At 63.8% G+C, this 14,853-nt stretch carries 14 protein-coding genes and 1 pseudogene; 6 read left to right on the top strand and 9 right to left on the bottom strand.

Annotation, left to right across the window (positions count from 1 at the left end; genetic code table 11):
* Positions 1-3: 3 nt before the first annotated feature.
* From N5D48_RS03805 to N5D48_RS03770, 8 genes are all read right to left on the bottom strand, one after another.
* Positions 4-1,821 carry an ABC transporter ATP-binding protein/permease gene (locus N5D48_RS03805; protein ID WP_279881203.1) on the bottom strand — a complete coding sequence of 606 codons (1,818 nt, stop codon included), beginning with the start codon at positions 1,819-1,821 and terminating at the stop codon, positions 4-6.
* 183 nt (positions 1,822-2,004) lie between these two features.
* A complete protein-coding gene (locus tag N5D48_RS03800; RefSeq protein WP_279881201.1) occupies positions 2,005-2,208 on the bottom strand; it encodes a formate dehydrogenase subunit delta in 204 nt (67 codons plus the stop codon).
* Positions 2,205-5,081 carry a formate dehydrogenase subunit alpha gene (gene fdhF, locus N5D48_RS03795; RefSeq protein ID WP_279881199.1) on the bottom strand — a complete coding sequence of 959 codons (2,877 nt, stop codon included), beginning with the start codon at positions 5,079-5,081 and terminating at the stop codon, positions 2,205-2,207. The genes N5D48_RS03800 and fdhF overlap by 4 nt, the downstream gene beginning before the upstream one ends.
* Complete coding sequence (locus tag N5D48_RS03790) at positions 5,078-6,622, bottom strand: formate dehydrogenase beta subunit (RefSeq protein WP_279881197.1); 1,545 nt, start codon at positions 6,620-6,622, stop codon at positions 5,078-5,080. The genes fdhF and N5D48_RS03790 overlap by 4 nt, the downstream gene beginning before the upstream one ends.
* Entirely contained in the window at positions 6,616-7,101 is a 486-nt protein-coding gene (locus N5D48_RS03785) for a formate dehydrogenase subunit gamma (RefSeq protein ID WP_279881195.1), read from the bottom strand. The genes N5D48_RS03790 and N5D48_RS03785 overlap by 7 nt, the downstream gene beginning before the upstream one ends.
* 245 nt (positions 7,102-7,346) lie before the next feature.
* Positions 7,347-8,033, bottom strand: coding sequence for a B3/4 domain-containing protein (locus N5D48_RS03780; RefSeq protein ID WP_279881193.1), 687 nt, complete (start codon positions 8,031-8,033; stop codon positions 7,347-7,349).
* 128 nt (positions 8,034-8,161) lie between these two features.
* Complete coding sequence (locus N5D48_RS03775; RefSeq protein ID WP_279881190.1) at positions 8,162-8,794, bottom strand: hypothetical protein; 633 nt, start codon at positions 8,792-8,794, stop codon at positions 8,162-8,164.
* An 11-nt stretch (positions 8,795-8,805) separates the two neighbouring features.
* A complete protein-coding gene (locus N5D48_RS03770) occupies positions 8,806-9,093 on the bottom strand; it encodes a hypothetical protein (protein WP_279881188.1) in 288 nt (95 codons plus the stop codon).
* 289 nt (positions 9,094-9,382) lie between these two features.
* On the opposite strand from N5D48_RS03770, the gene N5D48_RS03765 reads away from it, so the two are divergent.
* The 5 genes and pseudogenes from N5D48_RS03765 to N5D48_RS03745 all read left to right on the top strand — a co-directional run bounded on the left by N5D48_RS03765 (position 9,383) and on the right by N5D48_RS03745 (position 13,201).
* Positions 9,383-9,730 carry a metalloregulator ArsR/SmtB family transcription factor gene (locus tag N5D48_RS03765; RefSeq protein WP_279881186.1) on the top strand — a complete coding sequence of 116 codons (348 nt, stop codon included), beginning with the start codon at positions 9,383-9,385 and terminating at the stop codon, positions 9,728-9,730.
* 23 nt (positions 9,731-9,753) lie between these two features.
* Positions 9,754-11,037: an arsenic transporter gene (locus N5D48_RS03760; protein ID WP_279881183.1), complete on the top strand. Its 1,284-nt coding sequence runs from the start codon at positions 9,754-9,756 to the stop codon at positions 11,035-11,037.
* Between the two features lie 26 nt (positions 11,038-11,063).
* Positions 11,064-11,534: an arsenate reductase ArsC gene (locus N5D48_RS03755; protein ID WP_279881181.1), complete on the top strand. Its 471-nt coding sequence runs from the start codon at positions 11,064-11,066 to the stop codon at positions 11,532-11,534.
* Positions 11,535-11,547: 13 nt separating this feature from the next.
* A pseudogene (arsH, locus tag N5D48_RS03750) lies at positions 11,548-12,207 on the top strand (arsenical resistance protein ArsH).
* A gap of 193 nt (positions 12,208-12,400) precedes the next feature.
* Positions 12,401-13,201 carry a tetratricopeptide repeat protein gene (locus N5D48_RS03745; RefSeq protein WP_279881179.1) on the top strand — a complete coding sequence of 267 codons (801 nt, stop codon included), beginning with the start codon at positions 12,401-12,403 and terminating at the stop codon, positions 13,199-13,201.
* Between the two features lie 201 nt (positions 13,202-13,402).
* Here N5D48_RS03745 and N5D48_RS03740 read toward each other — a convergent pair whose 3' ends face one another.
* Positions 13,403-13,978, bottom strand: a complete 576-nt coding sequence (locus N5D48_RS03740) for a hypothetical protein (RefSeq protein WP_279881176.1) — start codon at positions 13,976-13,978, stop codon at positions 13,403-13,405.
* Positions 13,979-14,580: 602 nt separating this feature from the next.
* On the opposite strand from N5D48_RS03740, the gene N5D48_RS03735 reads away from it, so the two are divergent.
* Positions 14,581-14,850 (top strand): DUF3077 domain-containing protein, encoded by a 270-nt coding sequence (locus tag N5D48_RS03735; RefSeq protein ID WP_279881174.1) that lies wholly within the window; start codon positions 14,581-14,583, stop codon positions 14,848-14,850.
* Positions 14,851-14,853 lie beyond the last annotated feature (3 nt).

Below are 14,853 nucleotides of genomic sequence, written 5' to 3'. Positions count from 1 at the left end.
ACGTCAGGCCGGTGTCTCTACCGCCGGCTGCTGCTCCAACAGCGACCATCCGCCCTGCCCGTCCACTTCCAGGCGATGGGAGTGGAACCCCGCCAGGGTGCTGCGATGCCCGACACTGACCAGCAAGGTCGTCGGCAGCTCCGTGCGCAGCAGCGAATACAGCGCATGTTCCAGCCCTTCGTCCATGGCCGAGGTGGACTCGTCGAGGAACACCACCTGCGGCCGATTGAATAGCACCCGGGCGAAGGCCAGACGCTGCTGTTCGCCCAGTGACAGGATCCGCGACCAGTCGCGCGGCTCGTCCAGGCGCTCGGCCAGGTGCGCCAGGTTGACCTGGCGCAAGGCCTGCTGCATGCGTGCGGCATCGGCTGGCTCGCCCTGCGCCGGATAGGCGATGGCGGTGCGCAGGTCGCCCAGTGGCAGGTACGGGCGTTGCGAGAGGAACAGCGCCTGCGTGCCCAATGGCCGCCGGACTTCACCCTCGGCATACGGCCACAGGCCCGCCAGGGCACGCAGCAAGGTGGTCTTGCCACTGCCCGAAGGCCCTCTGATCAACAGCGCCTGGCCGCTGTGCAGGTTCAGCGCCAGATCCTTGATCAGCGCATGGCCGTCGGGACGCAATACCTGCAACCCGTCGATCGCCAGTGCATGGGCCTGTTCCACGCTGGCCACCCGGGGCAGCGCGCTGGCCTGCTGATTGGCATCGAGAAAGCCAGTCAGACGGTCGAGGGTGGCGCGGTACTGGGCGAAGGTGTCATAGGACTCGCGAAAGAACGACAGCGAATCCTGCACCTGGCCGAACGCCTGGGCCGTCTGCATCACATCACCGAGCTTGATCGCGCCACTGAAGAAGCGCGGCGCCTGGAGAATGAACGGAAACACCACCGCTACCTGGCTGACCCCGAGGTTGAAGCCACTGAACTTCAGGTTCCGGAACACCAGCGCCCAGGCGTTGCCGATCAGCGCGAAGAAGCGCCCGAGCAAGGTACCGCGCTCCACCTGCGCGCCCTGGTAGAACGCGATGTTCTCGGCGTTCTCGCGCAGACGCATCAGGGCGTAGCGGAAGTTGGCGGTGAGTTTTTCGTTGAGAAAGTTCAGGCGGATCAACGGTTGCCCGAGGCGGAAGGCGATCCAGGTGGCGACCAGCACGTAGATGTAGACAGCGAACACCATCGCCCGTGGGACTTCGATACCCGCCACCTCCAGCGGCGCCGACAGCCCCCAGAGTATGCCGGTGAACGCCACCAGCGACACCACCGCGCTCACGGCGCCCAGCGCCAGGGACACGGAGCCGGTGACGAAGGCGTTCACGTCCAGCTCGATGCGCTGGTCGGGGTTGTCCACCAGCTCGGCGAGGAACTGCCCGCGGTAGTAGGCATCGCCGTGCATCCAGTCGGCAGTCAGGCGCTCGGTGAGCCAGACCCGCCAGTGGATGTTGAAGGCCTGGGTCACGTAGAAGGCGAACAGCGAGCGCAGCACATGAATGCTCGCCAGCACCGCGAACACCCCGAGCAGGTACCAGAACGCCGTCTGGTCCAAGCCTTGCAGGGCGCTGTAGAAGCCGTTGTACCAGAACGAGAACAGCACGTTCAGGCGCACCGCGAACAGCGTCAGCACCAGCAGCAGAGCGAAGACCAACACCGGGCGCCAACTGCGCCGCCAACTGAAGTAGGGCCCGGCCAACTGCCAGAACTGCGCGCCCCAGCGGGTACAGCGCACCGCCAGCACGGCAATGGCGGTGAAGCAGACGAGGGTGATCAGCGAGGCGATTGCCAGCCAGCTCAGGCTCTCTTGCAGGGCCTGGTGCCAGTTCATGTCCATGGTGGGATTCCGTGACAGTGTTTTCGCGAGCGTAGCATCGGCTTGAGAATAGCCTCACGAACATGACGGACATTTCATCTTCAGCTTGTGCCGCCCTGTTCGCGGGTAAACCCGCTCCCACAGGCTGCGGTATCGATCAACCTGCAGGAGCGGGCTTGCCCGCGAAAGGGCCGGCACGGTGATCTAAGTCAACGCCTCCCGTACCTTCGAATCCAGCCCCTCTCCCCCATGGGCCTCGACCCACGCCCCCAGTTGCCGGCGCATGGCCGGCGTCCAGAAGTTCTGCAGGTGCAGGCGCACCCCCTGCACCGCCTTTTCCCGGTCCGGCTCGCTGTCGAAGTAGTGGGCGATCTGGTTGGCCATCTTGACCAGGTTGTCGTTGCTCATCGATGCACCTGCGCCTTTTCCGCCTGACGACGCTCGCTGAGCAGCCGCTGTTGTTCATCACTGAAGCGCTGGTAGCGCCGCTGCCACTCCGACGGCTGGAACACCTTCACCACCTCCACCGCGGTGACCTTGTATTCCGGGCAGTTGGTGGCCCAGTCGGAGTTGTCGGTGGTGATCACGTTGGCCCCCGACTCGGGGAAGTGGAAGGTGGTGTACACCACGCCCGGCGCCACCCGGCCACTGACCTTGGCGCGCAGCACGCTCTGCCCGGAGCGACTGCCGATGCCGACCCAGTCGCCGTCGACGATGCCCCGTCCTTCGGCATCGCTGGGGTGGATCTCCAGACGGTCCTCGTCATGCCAGGCGACGTTGCCGGTGCGCCGGGTCTGGGCGCCGACGTTGTACTGGCTGAGGATGCGCCCGGTGGTCAGCAGCAGCGGATAGCGGCTGTTGACCTTCTCGTCGGTGGGCACGTAGCCGGTGAGCATGAAGCGCCCCTTGCCGCGCACGAACTGGTCGATGTGCATGGTCGGCGTGCCATCGGGCGCGCTGTCGTTGCACGGCCACTGCAGGCTGCCATGGCGGTCGAGTTCGGCATAGCTGACCCGACGGAAGCTCGGGGTCAGGCGGGCGATCTCATCCATGATCTGCGAGGGATGCCGATAGTCCATGGGGTAGCCCAATGCCTTGGCCAGCGCCACGGTGGCCTCCCAGTCGGCCTTGCCGGCCAGCGGCTCCATGACCTTGCGTACCCGCGAGATGCGCCGCTCGGCGTTGGTGAAGGTGCCGTCCTTCTCCAGGAACGAGCTGCCCGGCAGGAACACATGGGCGAACTTGGCCGTCTCGTTGAGGAAGATGTCCTGCACCACCACGCATTCCATCGCCAGCAAGGCGGCGGTGACGTGCTGGGTGTTGGGGTCGCTCTGGGCGATGTCCTCGCCCTGGCAGTACAGCGCCTTGAAACTGCCGTCCAGCGCGGCTTCGAACATGTTGGGGATGCGCAAGCCCGGGTCGGGTTGCAGGGTCACACCCCAGGCCTGTTCGAACTCGGCGCGCACGCTTTCGTTGGAGATATGCCGGTAGCCGGGCAACTCGTGGGGGAAAGAGCCCATGTCGCAGGAGCCCTGCACGTTGTTCTGCCCGCGCAGCGGGTTCACCCCCACGCCTTCACGGCCGATGTTGCCGGTGGCCATGGCCAGGTTGGCGATACCCATCACCGCCGTGCTGCCCTGGCTGTGCTCGGTGACGCCCAGGCCGTAGTAGATCGCCGCGTTGCCGCCGGTGGCGTACAGCCGGGCGGCGGCGCGGATCTGTTCGGCAGGCACACCGCACACCGGGCCTAGCACCTCGGGCGCGTTGTCGGGCTGGGCGACGAAATCGCGCCAGCGGGCGAAATCCTCGGGCTCGCAGCGGGCGTCGACGAAGCGCTGGTCGAGCAGGCCCTCGGTGACGATCACATGGGCCAGGGCGTTGAGCATCGCCACGTTGGTCCCTGGACGCAGCTGCAGGTGCAGCTCGGCGCGGGCATGGGGCGAATCGACCAGGTCGATGCGCCGTGGGTCGATGACGATCAGCCGGGCGCCCTGGCGCAGGCGGCGCTTGAGCTGCGAACCGAACACCGGGTGCGCATCGGTGGGGTTGGCGCCGATCACCAGGACCACGTCGGCCTGCATCACCGAGTCGAAGCTCTGGGTGCCGGCTGACTCGCCCAAGGTCTGCTTGAGGCCATAGCCGGTCGGTGAATGACAGACCCGCGCACAGGTGTCGACGTTGTTGTTGCCAAACGCTGTGCGCACCAGCTTCTGTACCAGGTACGCCTCTTCGTTGGTGCAGCGGCTGGAGGTGATGCCACCGATCGAATCACGCCCGTACTTGAGCTGGATACGCCGGAACTCGCTGGCGGCATAGGTGACAGCCTCGTCCCAGCTGACCTCTTGCCAGGGGTCTTCAAGGCGCTTGCGGATCATCGGCCTGGTGATGCGGTCCGGGTGCGTCGCATAACCCCACGCGAACCGGCCCTTGACGCAGGCATGGCCATGGTTGGCGCCGCCCTGCTTGTCCGGGACCATGCGCACCAGCTGATCGCCCTTCATTTCGGCACGGAACGAACAGCCCACGCCACAGTAGGCGCAGGTCGTGATCACCGCCCGTTCGGGCTGACCGAGCTGGACCAGGCTCTTCTCGCTCAAGGTGGCGGTAGGACAGGCCTGCACGCAGGCGCCGCAAGACACGCATTCGGAGCTGAGGAAGTCGTCGCCCCCAGCCGCCGCTACCCGCGAATCGAAACCGCGCCCAGTGATGGTCAGGGCGAAGGTACCTTGAATCTCTTCGCACGCCCGGACGCAGCGGCTGCAGACGATGCACTTGCTCGGCTCGTAGTCGAAGTACGGGTTGGAGACGTCCTTGGTTTCGCCCAGGTGGTTGTCACCCTCGTAGCCATAGCGCACCTCACGCAGGCCGACCTGGCCGGCGACGGTCTGCAGCTCGCAGTTGCCATTGGCCGAGCAGGTCAGGCAGTCCAGTGGATGGTCGGAGATGTAAAGCTCCATCACGTTGCGCCGCAGGTCGGCCAGGCGCGGCGTCTGCGTGCGTACCACCATGCCCTCGCTGACCGGCGTGGTGCATGAAGCCGGGTAGCCGCGCATGCCATCGATCTCGACCATGCACATGCGACAGGAGCCGAAGGCTTCGAGACTGTCGGTGGCGCACAGTTTGGGAATGCTGGTGCCGAGCAAGGCGGCGGCGCGCATCACCGAGGTGCCAGCGGGCACGCTGATCGAGCGGCCATCGATGAGCAGGCTCACCTGCACATCGCCGACTCGCTCAGGCGTGCCCAGGTCGATATCGCTACGGGGATCGAAGTAGTTGATCATTGCGCGGCCTCCAGGCCGAAATCGGCGGGGAAGTGCTTGAGGGCGCTGACCACGGGGTACGGGGTCATCCCGCCCATGGCGCACAACGAGCCGTACTGCATGGTGTCGCACAAATCGCGCAGCAGGCCGGCCTGGCTTTCGCGGTAGGCCGGGTCGGTGCTGGCGATCAGCCGGTCGACCACCTCCACGCCACGAGTCGAACCGATTCGGCACGGGGTGCACTTGCCGCAGGACTCCTCGGCACAGAACTGCAGGGCGAAGCGGGCCATGCCGGCCATGTTCAGGGTGTCGTCAGCCAGTACCACACCGCCGTGGCCAAGCATCGCGCCCAGGGCGGCGAAGGCCTCGTAGTCCAGCGGTGTATCGAATTGCTCGGGCGGTACCCAGGCCCCCAGAGGGCCACCAACCTGCACCGCCTTGATCGGCCGGCCGCTGGCGGTGCCGCCCCCGTAGCCTTCCACCAGCTCGCGCAGGGTCAGGCCGAAGGCCCGCTCCACCAGCCCGCCATGACGGACATTGCCGGCCAGCTGGAACGGCAAGGTGCCCAGCGAGCGGCCCATGCCGAAGTCGCGGTAGAACGCCGCGCCCTTGGCCAGGATGATCGGCACCGACGCCAGGGTGAGCACGTTGTGCACCAGGGTCGGCTGGCCGAACAGGCCTTCGAGCGCGGGCAACGGCGGCTTGGCGCGGACGATTCCACGCTTGCCCTCGAGCGATTCGAGCAACGCGGTTTCCTCGCCGCAGATATAGGCCCCGGCGCCCACCCGCACCTGCAGATCGAAAGCCACGCCGCTGCCGGCGACATCCAGGTAACCCGCCTCGCGCGCCAGCAGGATGGCTTCGTTCAAGGTACGAACGGCGTCCGGGTACTCCGAGCGCACATAGATGTAGCCCTTGCTGGCCCCCACCGCGAGGCCGGCGATGATCATGCCTTCGATCAGCAGGAACGGGTCGCCCTCCATCAGCATGCGATCGGCGAAAGTGCCGGAGTCGCCTTCGTCGGCGTTGCACACCACGTATTTCTGTCCGGCCTGTGCCTGGCGTACGGTGCGCCACTTGATGCCCGCCGGGAAGGCCGCGCCGCCACGACCGCGCAGGCCGGAATCGAGCACGGCGGCGACCACCTCGTCGCCATCGAGCAATGTGGCTTGGCGCAGGCCCTCGAAGCCGCCGTAGGCGTGGTAGTCATCCAGCGACAGTGGCCGGGTGACGCCCGCGCGGGCGAACAGCAGGCGCTGCTGGGTCTTCAGGTAGGGAATCTGCTCTACCGGCCCCAGCGCCAGGGGGTGGGCACCCGGCTCGGCCACCAGGGCATCGAGCAAGCCGGGCACGTCCTCGGGCATCACCGGCCCAAAGCCCAGGCGGCCCTGCGCGGTTTCCAGCTCCAGCAACGGCTCCAGCCAGTACAGGCCGCGGGCACTGGTGCGCTTGATGCGCAGCGGCAAGCGCCGCTGCTCGGCTTCCCGGGCCAACGCCTCGGCCACCTGATCGGCGCCGACCGCGCGGGCCAGCGAATCGCAGGAAATGCACAAGTTCAGCATGCCTTGGCCTCCGTGCGGCAGCCGGCCACCAGCGCTCGCAGGCGTTCGGGGGTGATCCGGGCGTACAGTTGGCCATCGAGTTCGAGTGCCGGCGAGCAGGCGCAGGCGCCCAGGCAATAGACCGGGCGCACATCGAGCGCACCGTCTTCGGTGCTACCGTGATCGCTCAACCCCAGTTCTTCGCGCAGCTGCGCAGCCAACGCCTCGGCGCCACGGCTCTGGCAGGATTCAGCGCGACACAGGCGCAGGCTGTGGCGGGCCGGTGGCGTGGTACGAAAATCGTGGTAGAAGCTGATCACCCCACGCACCTCGGCCAGGCTGAGGTTCAGGGCATGGGCAATTTCGGCGACGGCCATCTCGGGAATGTAGCCGGCGCCGGCCTGGATGGCGTGCAGGATCGGCAACAGGGCACCGGGAGTGTCCTGCTCACGGGCAAGGACGCGCTTGATCAACGGCAGGTGGTTCAAGTCATCAGGCATACAGCGGACCTCGGCATCCCGGGGCGGCCCGAATCGCGGGCGGCTGTCCGGCGGTGTTCAGCTGCGGTGCCCCGGCCCGGTCACGGTGGCGGCAGGCCAGGCACCCTCCTTGTCCGTGGCCATGCGTCTAGCTGCGCTCGGTCCACGGGCATCCTCAGAGCATGGCAGCTATTGCGCGAGAGGGTTGCGCACGGACGACCCGGCGCGTCCTGAAACCGACCATCGCCGACCGGGACAATGAGCGCCTAGACCGCCAACGCGCGCTGCTCGACAAGCGCCCCCGGCATCATCCGCGCCAGGTCTTCGGCCAAACGCCCACCCGCCTCCTGCAAAGCCGCTGGCGGCATCGCCGGCAGGCTCTCGAGCACGAACCACATCTGCCGCGCCTGGGCATCCAGCCGCGTACGCACACCCTGGCGCCAGTTCCAGCGCCGGCAGGTGACGCCCACCTCATCACGCCACACCACCTCCCCGGCCAGCGGTGCCTCATGGATCAACGCGCCATCCTTGAAGGTATCGAACTGCTCGCTACCTTCGGCGACCACCAACCGCGGCGCACCCACGTAGGCCTCCAGGTTCTCGCCTCCGACCGGGATCGCGTACGCCAGGCTGATGGCGTTGTACAGGTCCACCACCGGGTCGATGGCCGGCAACAGGCCATCGCGCAACACCCGCTTGCGCAAGGCTTGCGCGGAGCAAGGCGTGCGCTGGGGCTTGGCGCCAAAGCCGCTGAATACGTCGGCCCAGGCCTGCAGATGGGCTGGCGCCCAGGCCGGCTGCCCGGCCAGCACCGCCTGGCAAGCACTGGCCAGGGCCTGACTGGCGACTTCAGGATGACGGATCGGCGCAGCCTGCACCGTGATGCTCAGTGCCCGAAAACCAGGGGCTAGAGCTTTGATCGCAGGGTCGATGGAAGGCATTGCAAGTAGCATCGGACATCTCGCACAAGCGGAAAAGGCCCCCATGCTGACTGCCGCGCCCGTTGAGGAAAAGTGATATCTCCTTACGCTACATAAGCTCAACTGATGCCGATCCACCGAAGCATGCGCCGCTCAATCCTCTATCCCGCCACCCGCGCCAACCGCTGCAACGCGTCGATCACCTGCGGGTCGCGTGCCTCGAGCACATCCGCCTGGATCCGAGCGATCACCGCCTTGAGCAGCTCGGTCTGGCTCATGTGGGTTTGCCGCAGCAATGCCAGGAAGTCCTCGGCCATGTGCGGGTTGACCTTCATCGACAGTCGCCGGGTCGCCGCCGATGCCGGCAGGCCCCGCTGGCTCCGCTGCGTCTCGAGGGCCCGCATGAAGGATTCGTGGGCCGGCTGCAGTCCCTCGCCTTGGCGAGCCTGCACCAGCCATTGGAAGTAATGGGCAAGGAACAGCTTGCGCAGGTGCGCCCCCGCCTCGCTGCTGACCGCATGCATCGCGGCGTCCAGCACGTCAAGATAGACCGCCGGCAGCCGGGCTTCGATGGACTTGAGCTGCTGCTTGCGCGCCTCGCGGATCGCCGGCGTGGATTGCGGCGGGATGGCCACCACGGTGTCGCAGCCGTCGCACACCCCCACCAGGATGTCTCGCGCCACGCCCTGGCCGTCGCTGAACGGCACGTCGCGCCGGGTGTAGTGCATGGCGACCAGCGCCTGGCAGTGTTCGCACAGGGCCTGGTCGGTATCGCCTTCGAACAGGATCTTCATGGTCAAGGTACTCACTGGTGAACGCTGAGGAACCACGTCCGTGGCTCGATGAAATAGAACTTGATGTACCAGCCGTGGCGCTTGAGCACGTGGACCTCGATGGCCGGCACGGCATGATGCGGGCTGCTGTAATGACTGCCGTTGCAGACGCGGACGATGTCGATGACCTCGTCCGCGCTCACCGCCCCGAGGGCCAGCAGGTTCTTGACTTCGATATCACCCCGCGACACGTGCAGGTAGCTCCCGGATTCGAGCGCGGCGATGACCGCGCAGCTGACTGCCTTGAAGCCCTTTGGCATGATTCCTCCCTGGAATTACGAAAATCATCGTACATATCTCCGACCAAATCCACCCTTGCATTCGACTCAGCCGACCAGCGGCGTCGTCCTCGCTTGGAAGAACGGATAACCGCTGGAAATGAACTATGGCTGGGTGGTTGAAGACACGTCGGGTAGGTGTGTAACCGGTGCTTTCGAGGCTTTACCGGGTGTGACAGGAACCGGCGACCCGTCACGTCAGCGCGATACAGGGTTGTCGTTACATATGAAAATACATATATTCGGATATCCGAATATACAGGGTGTCACCATGCTCACGCCTCCCGAGCTCTTCAAGAGCCTGTCCGACGAGACCCGCGCCCGCGCCACGCTGCTGATCGCCAGCCTGGGCGAGCTGTGTGTCTGTGAACTGATGTGCGCCCTGGACGACAGCCAGCCGAAGATCAGCCGCCACCTGGCGCAATTGCGCAGCAGTGGTCTGCTACTCGATCGGCGCCAGGGCCAGTGGGTGTATTACCGCCTCAATCCGCAGTTGCCCGCCTGGGTGCACGAGATGCTGCAGCTGACCTTGCAAGCCAACACCGAGTGGCTACAGGACAATGTCACCCGCCTGCAGCGCATGAATGACCGTCCCGTGCGCGCAGCCGCCTGCTGCTGACCGTCCAACGAGCGAGCCCCCCGATGCTAGTCTCCGCCGCTGTCTTCTTCTTCACGCTGATCCTGGTCATCTGGCAGCCCAGGGGCCTGGGCGTCGGCTGGAGCGCTTCGCTAGGCGCGATCATCGCCCTGGCGGTGGGCGCGGTTTCCCTGGGCGATATCCCCACCGTATGGGCCATCGTGTGGAACGCCACCGCCACCTTCATCGCCGTCATCATCATCAGCCTGCTGCTGGACGAGGCCGGCTTCTTCGAATGGTGCGCCCTGCACGTGGCGCGCTGGGCCAAGGGTAGCGGCTACCGCCTGTTCGCCTTCACCGTGCTGCTGGGCGCCGCCGTCTCGGCACTGTTCGCCAACGATGGCGCGGCGCTGATCCTCACTCCTATCGTCATGTCGATGCTGATCGCCTTGCGCTTCTCGCCCGCGACGACGCTGGCATTCGTCATGGCCGCAGGCTTCATCGCCGACACCGCCAGCTTGCCGTTGGTGGTTTCCAACCTGGTGAACATCGTTTCGGCCGACTACTTCAAGCTGGGGTTCGCCGAGTACGCCGTGGTGATGGTGCCGGTCAACCTGGCCAGCGTCGCCGCGACCCTGCTGGTGCTGTTCCTGTTCTTTCGCCGCGACCTGCCACGGCGCTACGACCTCGCGGCGCTGAAGGCGCCGAAAGCGGCGATCCACGACCACGCGACCTTCGTCGTTGGCTGGTGGACCTTGCTGGTTCTGCTGGTCGGCCTGTTCCTGCTGGAGCCGCTGGGCGTGCCGATCAGCGTGGTGGCGGCGGTGTGTGCGGCCATGCTCTTCACAGTCGCGGCACGCGGCCACCGGATCTCCACCCGCCGCGTGCTGCGCGAGGCGCCCTGGCAGATCGTGATCTTTTCCCTGGGCATGTACCTGGTGGTGTACGGCCTGAAGAACGCCGGGCTCACCGATTTGCTCAGCCAATTGCTCGACCGGCTGGCCGACCACGGCCTGTGGAGCGCCACGCTTGGCACCGGGCTGCTCTCGGCGCTGCTGTCGTCGGTGATGAACAACCTGCCCAGCGTGCTGGTGGGCGCGCTGTCGATCCAGGCTAGCGGCGCCGAGGGGTTGATTCGCGAAGCGATGATCTATGCCAACGTCATCGGCTGCGACCTCGGCCCGAAGATAACCCCGATCGGCAGCCTGGCCACCCTGCTCTGGCTGCACGTCCTGGAACGCAAGGGCGTACGAATCACCTGGGGGTACTACTTCAAGGTCGGCATCGTCCTGACCCTGCCCGTGCTGCTGATCACCCTTTCGGCGCTGGCGCTACGCCTGAGCCTGTGAAACCGCCCCGACGCGAGGAGCCTTCCATGCGAGTCCTGTTCATGTGCACGGCCAACAGTTGCCGCAGCATTCTCAGCGAAGCCCTGTTCAACCACATGGCGCCCCCAGGGTTCGAGGGCGTCAGCGCCGGCAGCTTCCCCAAGGGGCAGGTGTTGCCGCGCAGCCTCGTCACCTTGCAACGGGCCGGGATCGCCACCGACGGCCTGAGCAGCAAAGGCAACGACGCCTTCGAGGACAACCCGCCGGACATCGTCATCACTGTCTGTGACAAGGCTGCCGGCGAGGCCTGCCCGGTCTATTTCGGCCCGGCGCTGAAGGCACATTGGGGGCTGGCGGATCCTTCCGCTGTCGAGGGGGATGAAGCAGCGATCGACGCGGCGTTCCGCGCGACGCTGGCACGAATCGAAAAGAGCTTCGACGCCTTCTTTGCCCTGCCCTTCGGTACGCTCGATCGCGACCAGCTCAAGCATGAGCTGGAGCGGATCGGCACGCTCTGAGCGGGCGACGAACATGATGAAGCGACTGCCCAACCTCGACCTTTCGCTGCTCGACGCCCCCAGTCACAGCGCATTCCAGCGAGCACAAGCCCCGAATCCTGCTGCTGTAAGGATCGACTCGGGAACGCTCCTTCAGCAGGCTGCTGGTGGAGGAAGCCGCGCGCCTGCTTGAGCACTTCAGCGCCAAGAATCGCCTCTTCGATCCATCTAGCCTGCCACTGCCCGACGACGTCCCTGCCGAGCATCCCAAGGTGCAGGAGCTACGGGACCTCGTGTAGTGGCCAAAGGGCCAGGTCTGGTACTCACCGGAACGTCACGGCGCCTTGTCCGCCGTCTTCAAAGCGCAGATCGACTGGATCCCACTGGGCTGGGCGCAGTTCGTCCCACCCAAGGCAGAACCCTGACCGTGGTGCAGGTATGCAGCGGCCCGCAGTAGTTCAACGTGGTCAACCAGCTACGCGTTCTCGGGCGCTGGATGCGGATGTTCACTATTCCCAACCAGTCCTCCGCGCCCAAGGCCTACTTGGAGTTCGCCGAGGCCGGGCGCATGAAGCCTTCGGCGTACTACAACCGAGTGGTGAAGGTGATGGAGGAACTGATGAAGTTCGCCGTACAGCTGCGTGACAGTCAGGCGTTTTTGGTGGATAGGTATCAGCAGTACATACTGCTATAGAAAACACATCCACTCTGCGCAGATAACTAGACTTTGTAGAGCCAGCGTTTTAAGAGCGTTCCGTAAAACGCGCACACCAACAATCATTAATAGAAACCACCGCCACGCAAAATCTAATCGACACCATCGAATCACATTGATATCATAAATTCCTCAACCCTCTCTGCCAACTTAATGATTGTCGACATAACAAATGAATTCGCCGAACGCAAAAAATTCAGCCGGATTAATAACCGACATAAGAAAATTAATTTCCGATCACCCAGGAATAGTAAATTTACTATCCGCTCTAGGAGGCGCGGTAGCTGCGATCGCCGGCGCCTACTCATTCATTGACAACAAAGTCAACTCGGTAGCCGAGAGTCGGCTTGCCCCCTACGAGCAGCTCTATACCGGCTTAAGTTTGAATCAAGGTGAAGAATTCTCGGCAGCAGCCAGAGCATTTCAAGAGCTAGTAACATCAAAAGACTTTAACAATCTACCAGAAAAATCAAAGTCTTTAACGTTCGACGGACTACTATTTGCCGTCACAAACGCAGATGATATTAGTGATTTTCGGGGAGCTTTAAAGAAAGTCACAAAAAGAATAGATGAAAGTGGCGAGGAGTCACCTTGGAACCTGAACCAGCTAGGCTGGGCATTTATCAGGCTCGGGGAGCTAACCCAGGCAAAGGAATATTTCGACAGGTCGATAAAACACTACAAGATAAAAAAAGAATTGGCATCTAGCTCTGACCCTGTCCGCGGCTTGGTAATCGTATCACTCCTAGAAAACAACCCTCACAAAGCTTTCATCACCGCACAAGAATTAAAGGTGCTGCGACCAAGTTTGTACAAGGACAACTCTGACCTAATAGCTGAAATACAAGAATCGCAAAACACCAGATTCTTTGAGTCCTTTAGCTCTCTTTATGGCACCCCCTTTAAAGATTCAATAGAGCAATACATTACTTTTCTTTCCAAAACAGGTATTTTTTCAGACCAGGCCAACTAAGCCCATACACTCCCACTATTACTTTAATGCTCGCAGGGCAAGGGGGGGGGGAGCAGTCTATTTTTCACCCTGCCTCGCGACAAATTTACTCTAACTCTGCCCTCTTTCTCTTATTCAACCTGGATCTTTCGCAGCGCAACGCTACACCGGCCAAGATACGTCTGGGCGGTCACGAGCCGCCCATGCGCACGCCCCCATCAATCAGAACAGCCCGCCCACGGTCAACGCCAAACCGCCCCCAGCCTGCACCCCGATGTTCAACCCGGCGGAGAGGATCACACCCTTGGCCGAGCGCAACAGCGGCACCAAGGAGTGCTGGGGCGAGATGCCACCGCCCGCCCCGACCGCGGCAGTGCTCAGGAGCAGCAGCTTGGGGTCCAGGCCGAACAGCACGCCCGAGCCGGCGGCACCGCCGACCAGGCCCAGCCCGCCGTCGAGAAACAGACAGCCACCTTTGAAGTCATCGCGGTCCAGGCCACGGCCGGCAACCGAGTCGGCCACCAGCACCGTGCCGATCGCCGGGAAGTCTTCGTTGGTGCCCACCGCGCCGACGCTCTTGCCGCGCACCAGCAGATTGATCTTGCCAACGCGCGGCAGGCGCGCGCCAGCACCTACGCCGACCCCGAGCGAGCCGTAGCGAAACTGCTGTTCGGCCTTGTTGGGATCGGTCAAGGTCAGCATGCCGCCGCTGGCGGCGGCGAACATCACCGCCAGCCCGCCACCGCTGGCCGACTTGTATTTCCAGTCGCTGACACTCAGGGGTAATGTGACTTGCATGAGTACCTCCTTGTATTGGCGCCGCCATCCGGCGCTGGCGAATCCTTATGTCCAGACCGCCAGCAGCATAGCAAGTCGCTTATTGCCGAGCCTACGGCCATTGATCAGGACTGCGAAGTGGAGACAGTTCCAGAACTTTTCTCTTGAGCCGACGAACTCCGAAAGGCAGCAACAATCAGATTTGCCCACTTCCCTGTAGTCCATTTCCCAAAGATACTTTTGCCGCATTTTTCCCGTTGCGGGCGCTGCGGCACGACCCTAGTCTCGGCGAGTCGCTGGTGTTCAGCGACCGGCTTTGACAGGCCGCAACGGTAATCACGCATACGGTTCGCCTTATATGGCGGCTGTACGTGTGGGCACGCCCGCGTGCGCCGGAGCTTTGTGATTCCGCCGGTCTGTCAACCCGCGTACAGCTGCCACCCGACTGTTTGACAGCAGGCAGGAGGCGGCCTTTAAAAGGAATCATACGATGCTCAAGATCGTCCCCGACCCACCCCACAACCACCACTCCCTCGAAGACACCCTTATCCAGGCCACGGAGTACGCCCTGTGCGCGCAGACCATGGCGCATTAGGCATCGACAGCTTCAGGGAGACAGAGCAATGAACAGCAACGACACCACGCCCCACACCACTGTGGGCAAGACCAAGTTCTACCAGGGCGAAGGGCAAACCGACGCGCTGTTCTGCATCGAACCCGGCATCCCGTGCCAGCATGCGCGGGACCAGGCTTCGGAACTCATGGGCTGCGTGCGCGACCTGACCATCAGCGGGATCATGGAGGAGAAACCACAGATGCTCTGGGCAGCGTATTACCTGAGCGCGCTGGCCAAAGCGCTGATGGATGATGCGGAGTTGGGAATGAGCCGTTGAGGG

It is taken from the genome of Pseudomonas sp. GD03858 (assembly GCF_029840925.1).
In the GTDB taxonomy this organism is placed as follows: Bacteria; Pseudomonadota; Gammaproteobacteria; order Pseudomonadales; family Pseudomonadaceae; genus Aquipseudomonas.
Note: the sequence above shows the minus strand (reverse complement) of the source record. Positions and strands in the feature narration are given on the sequence as shown.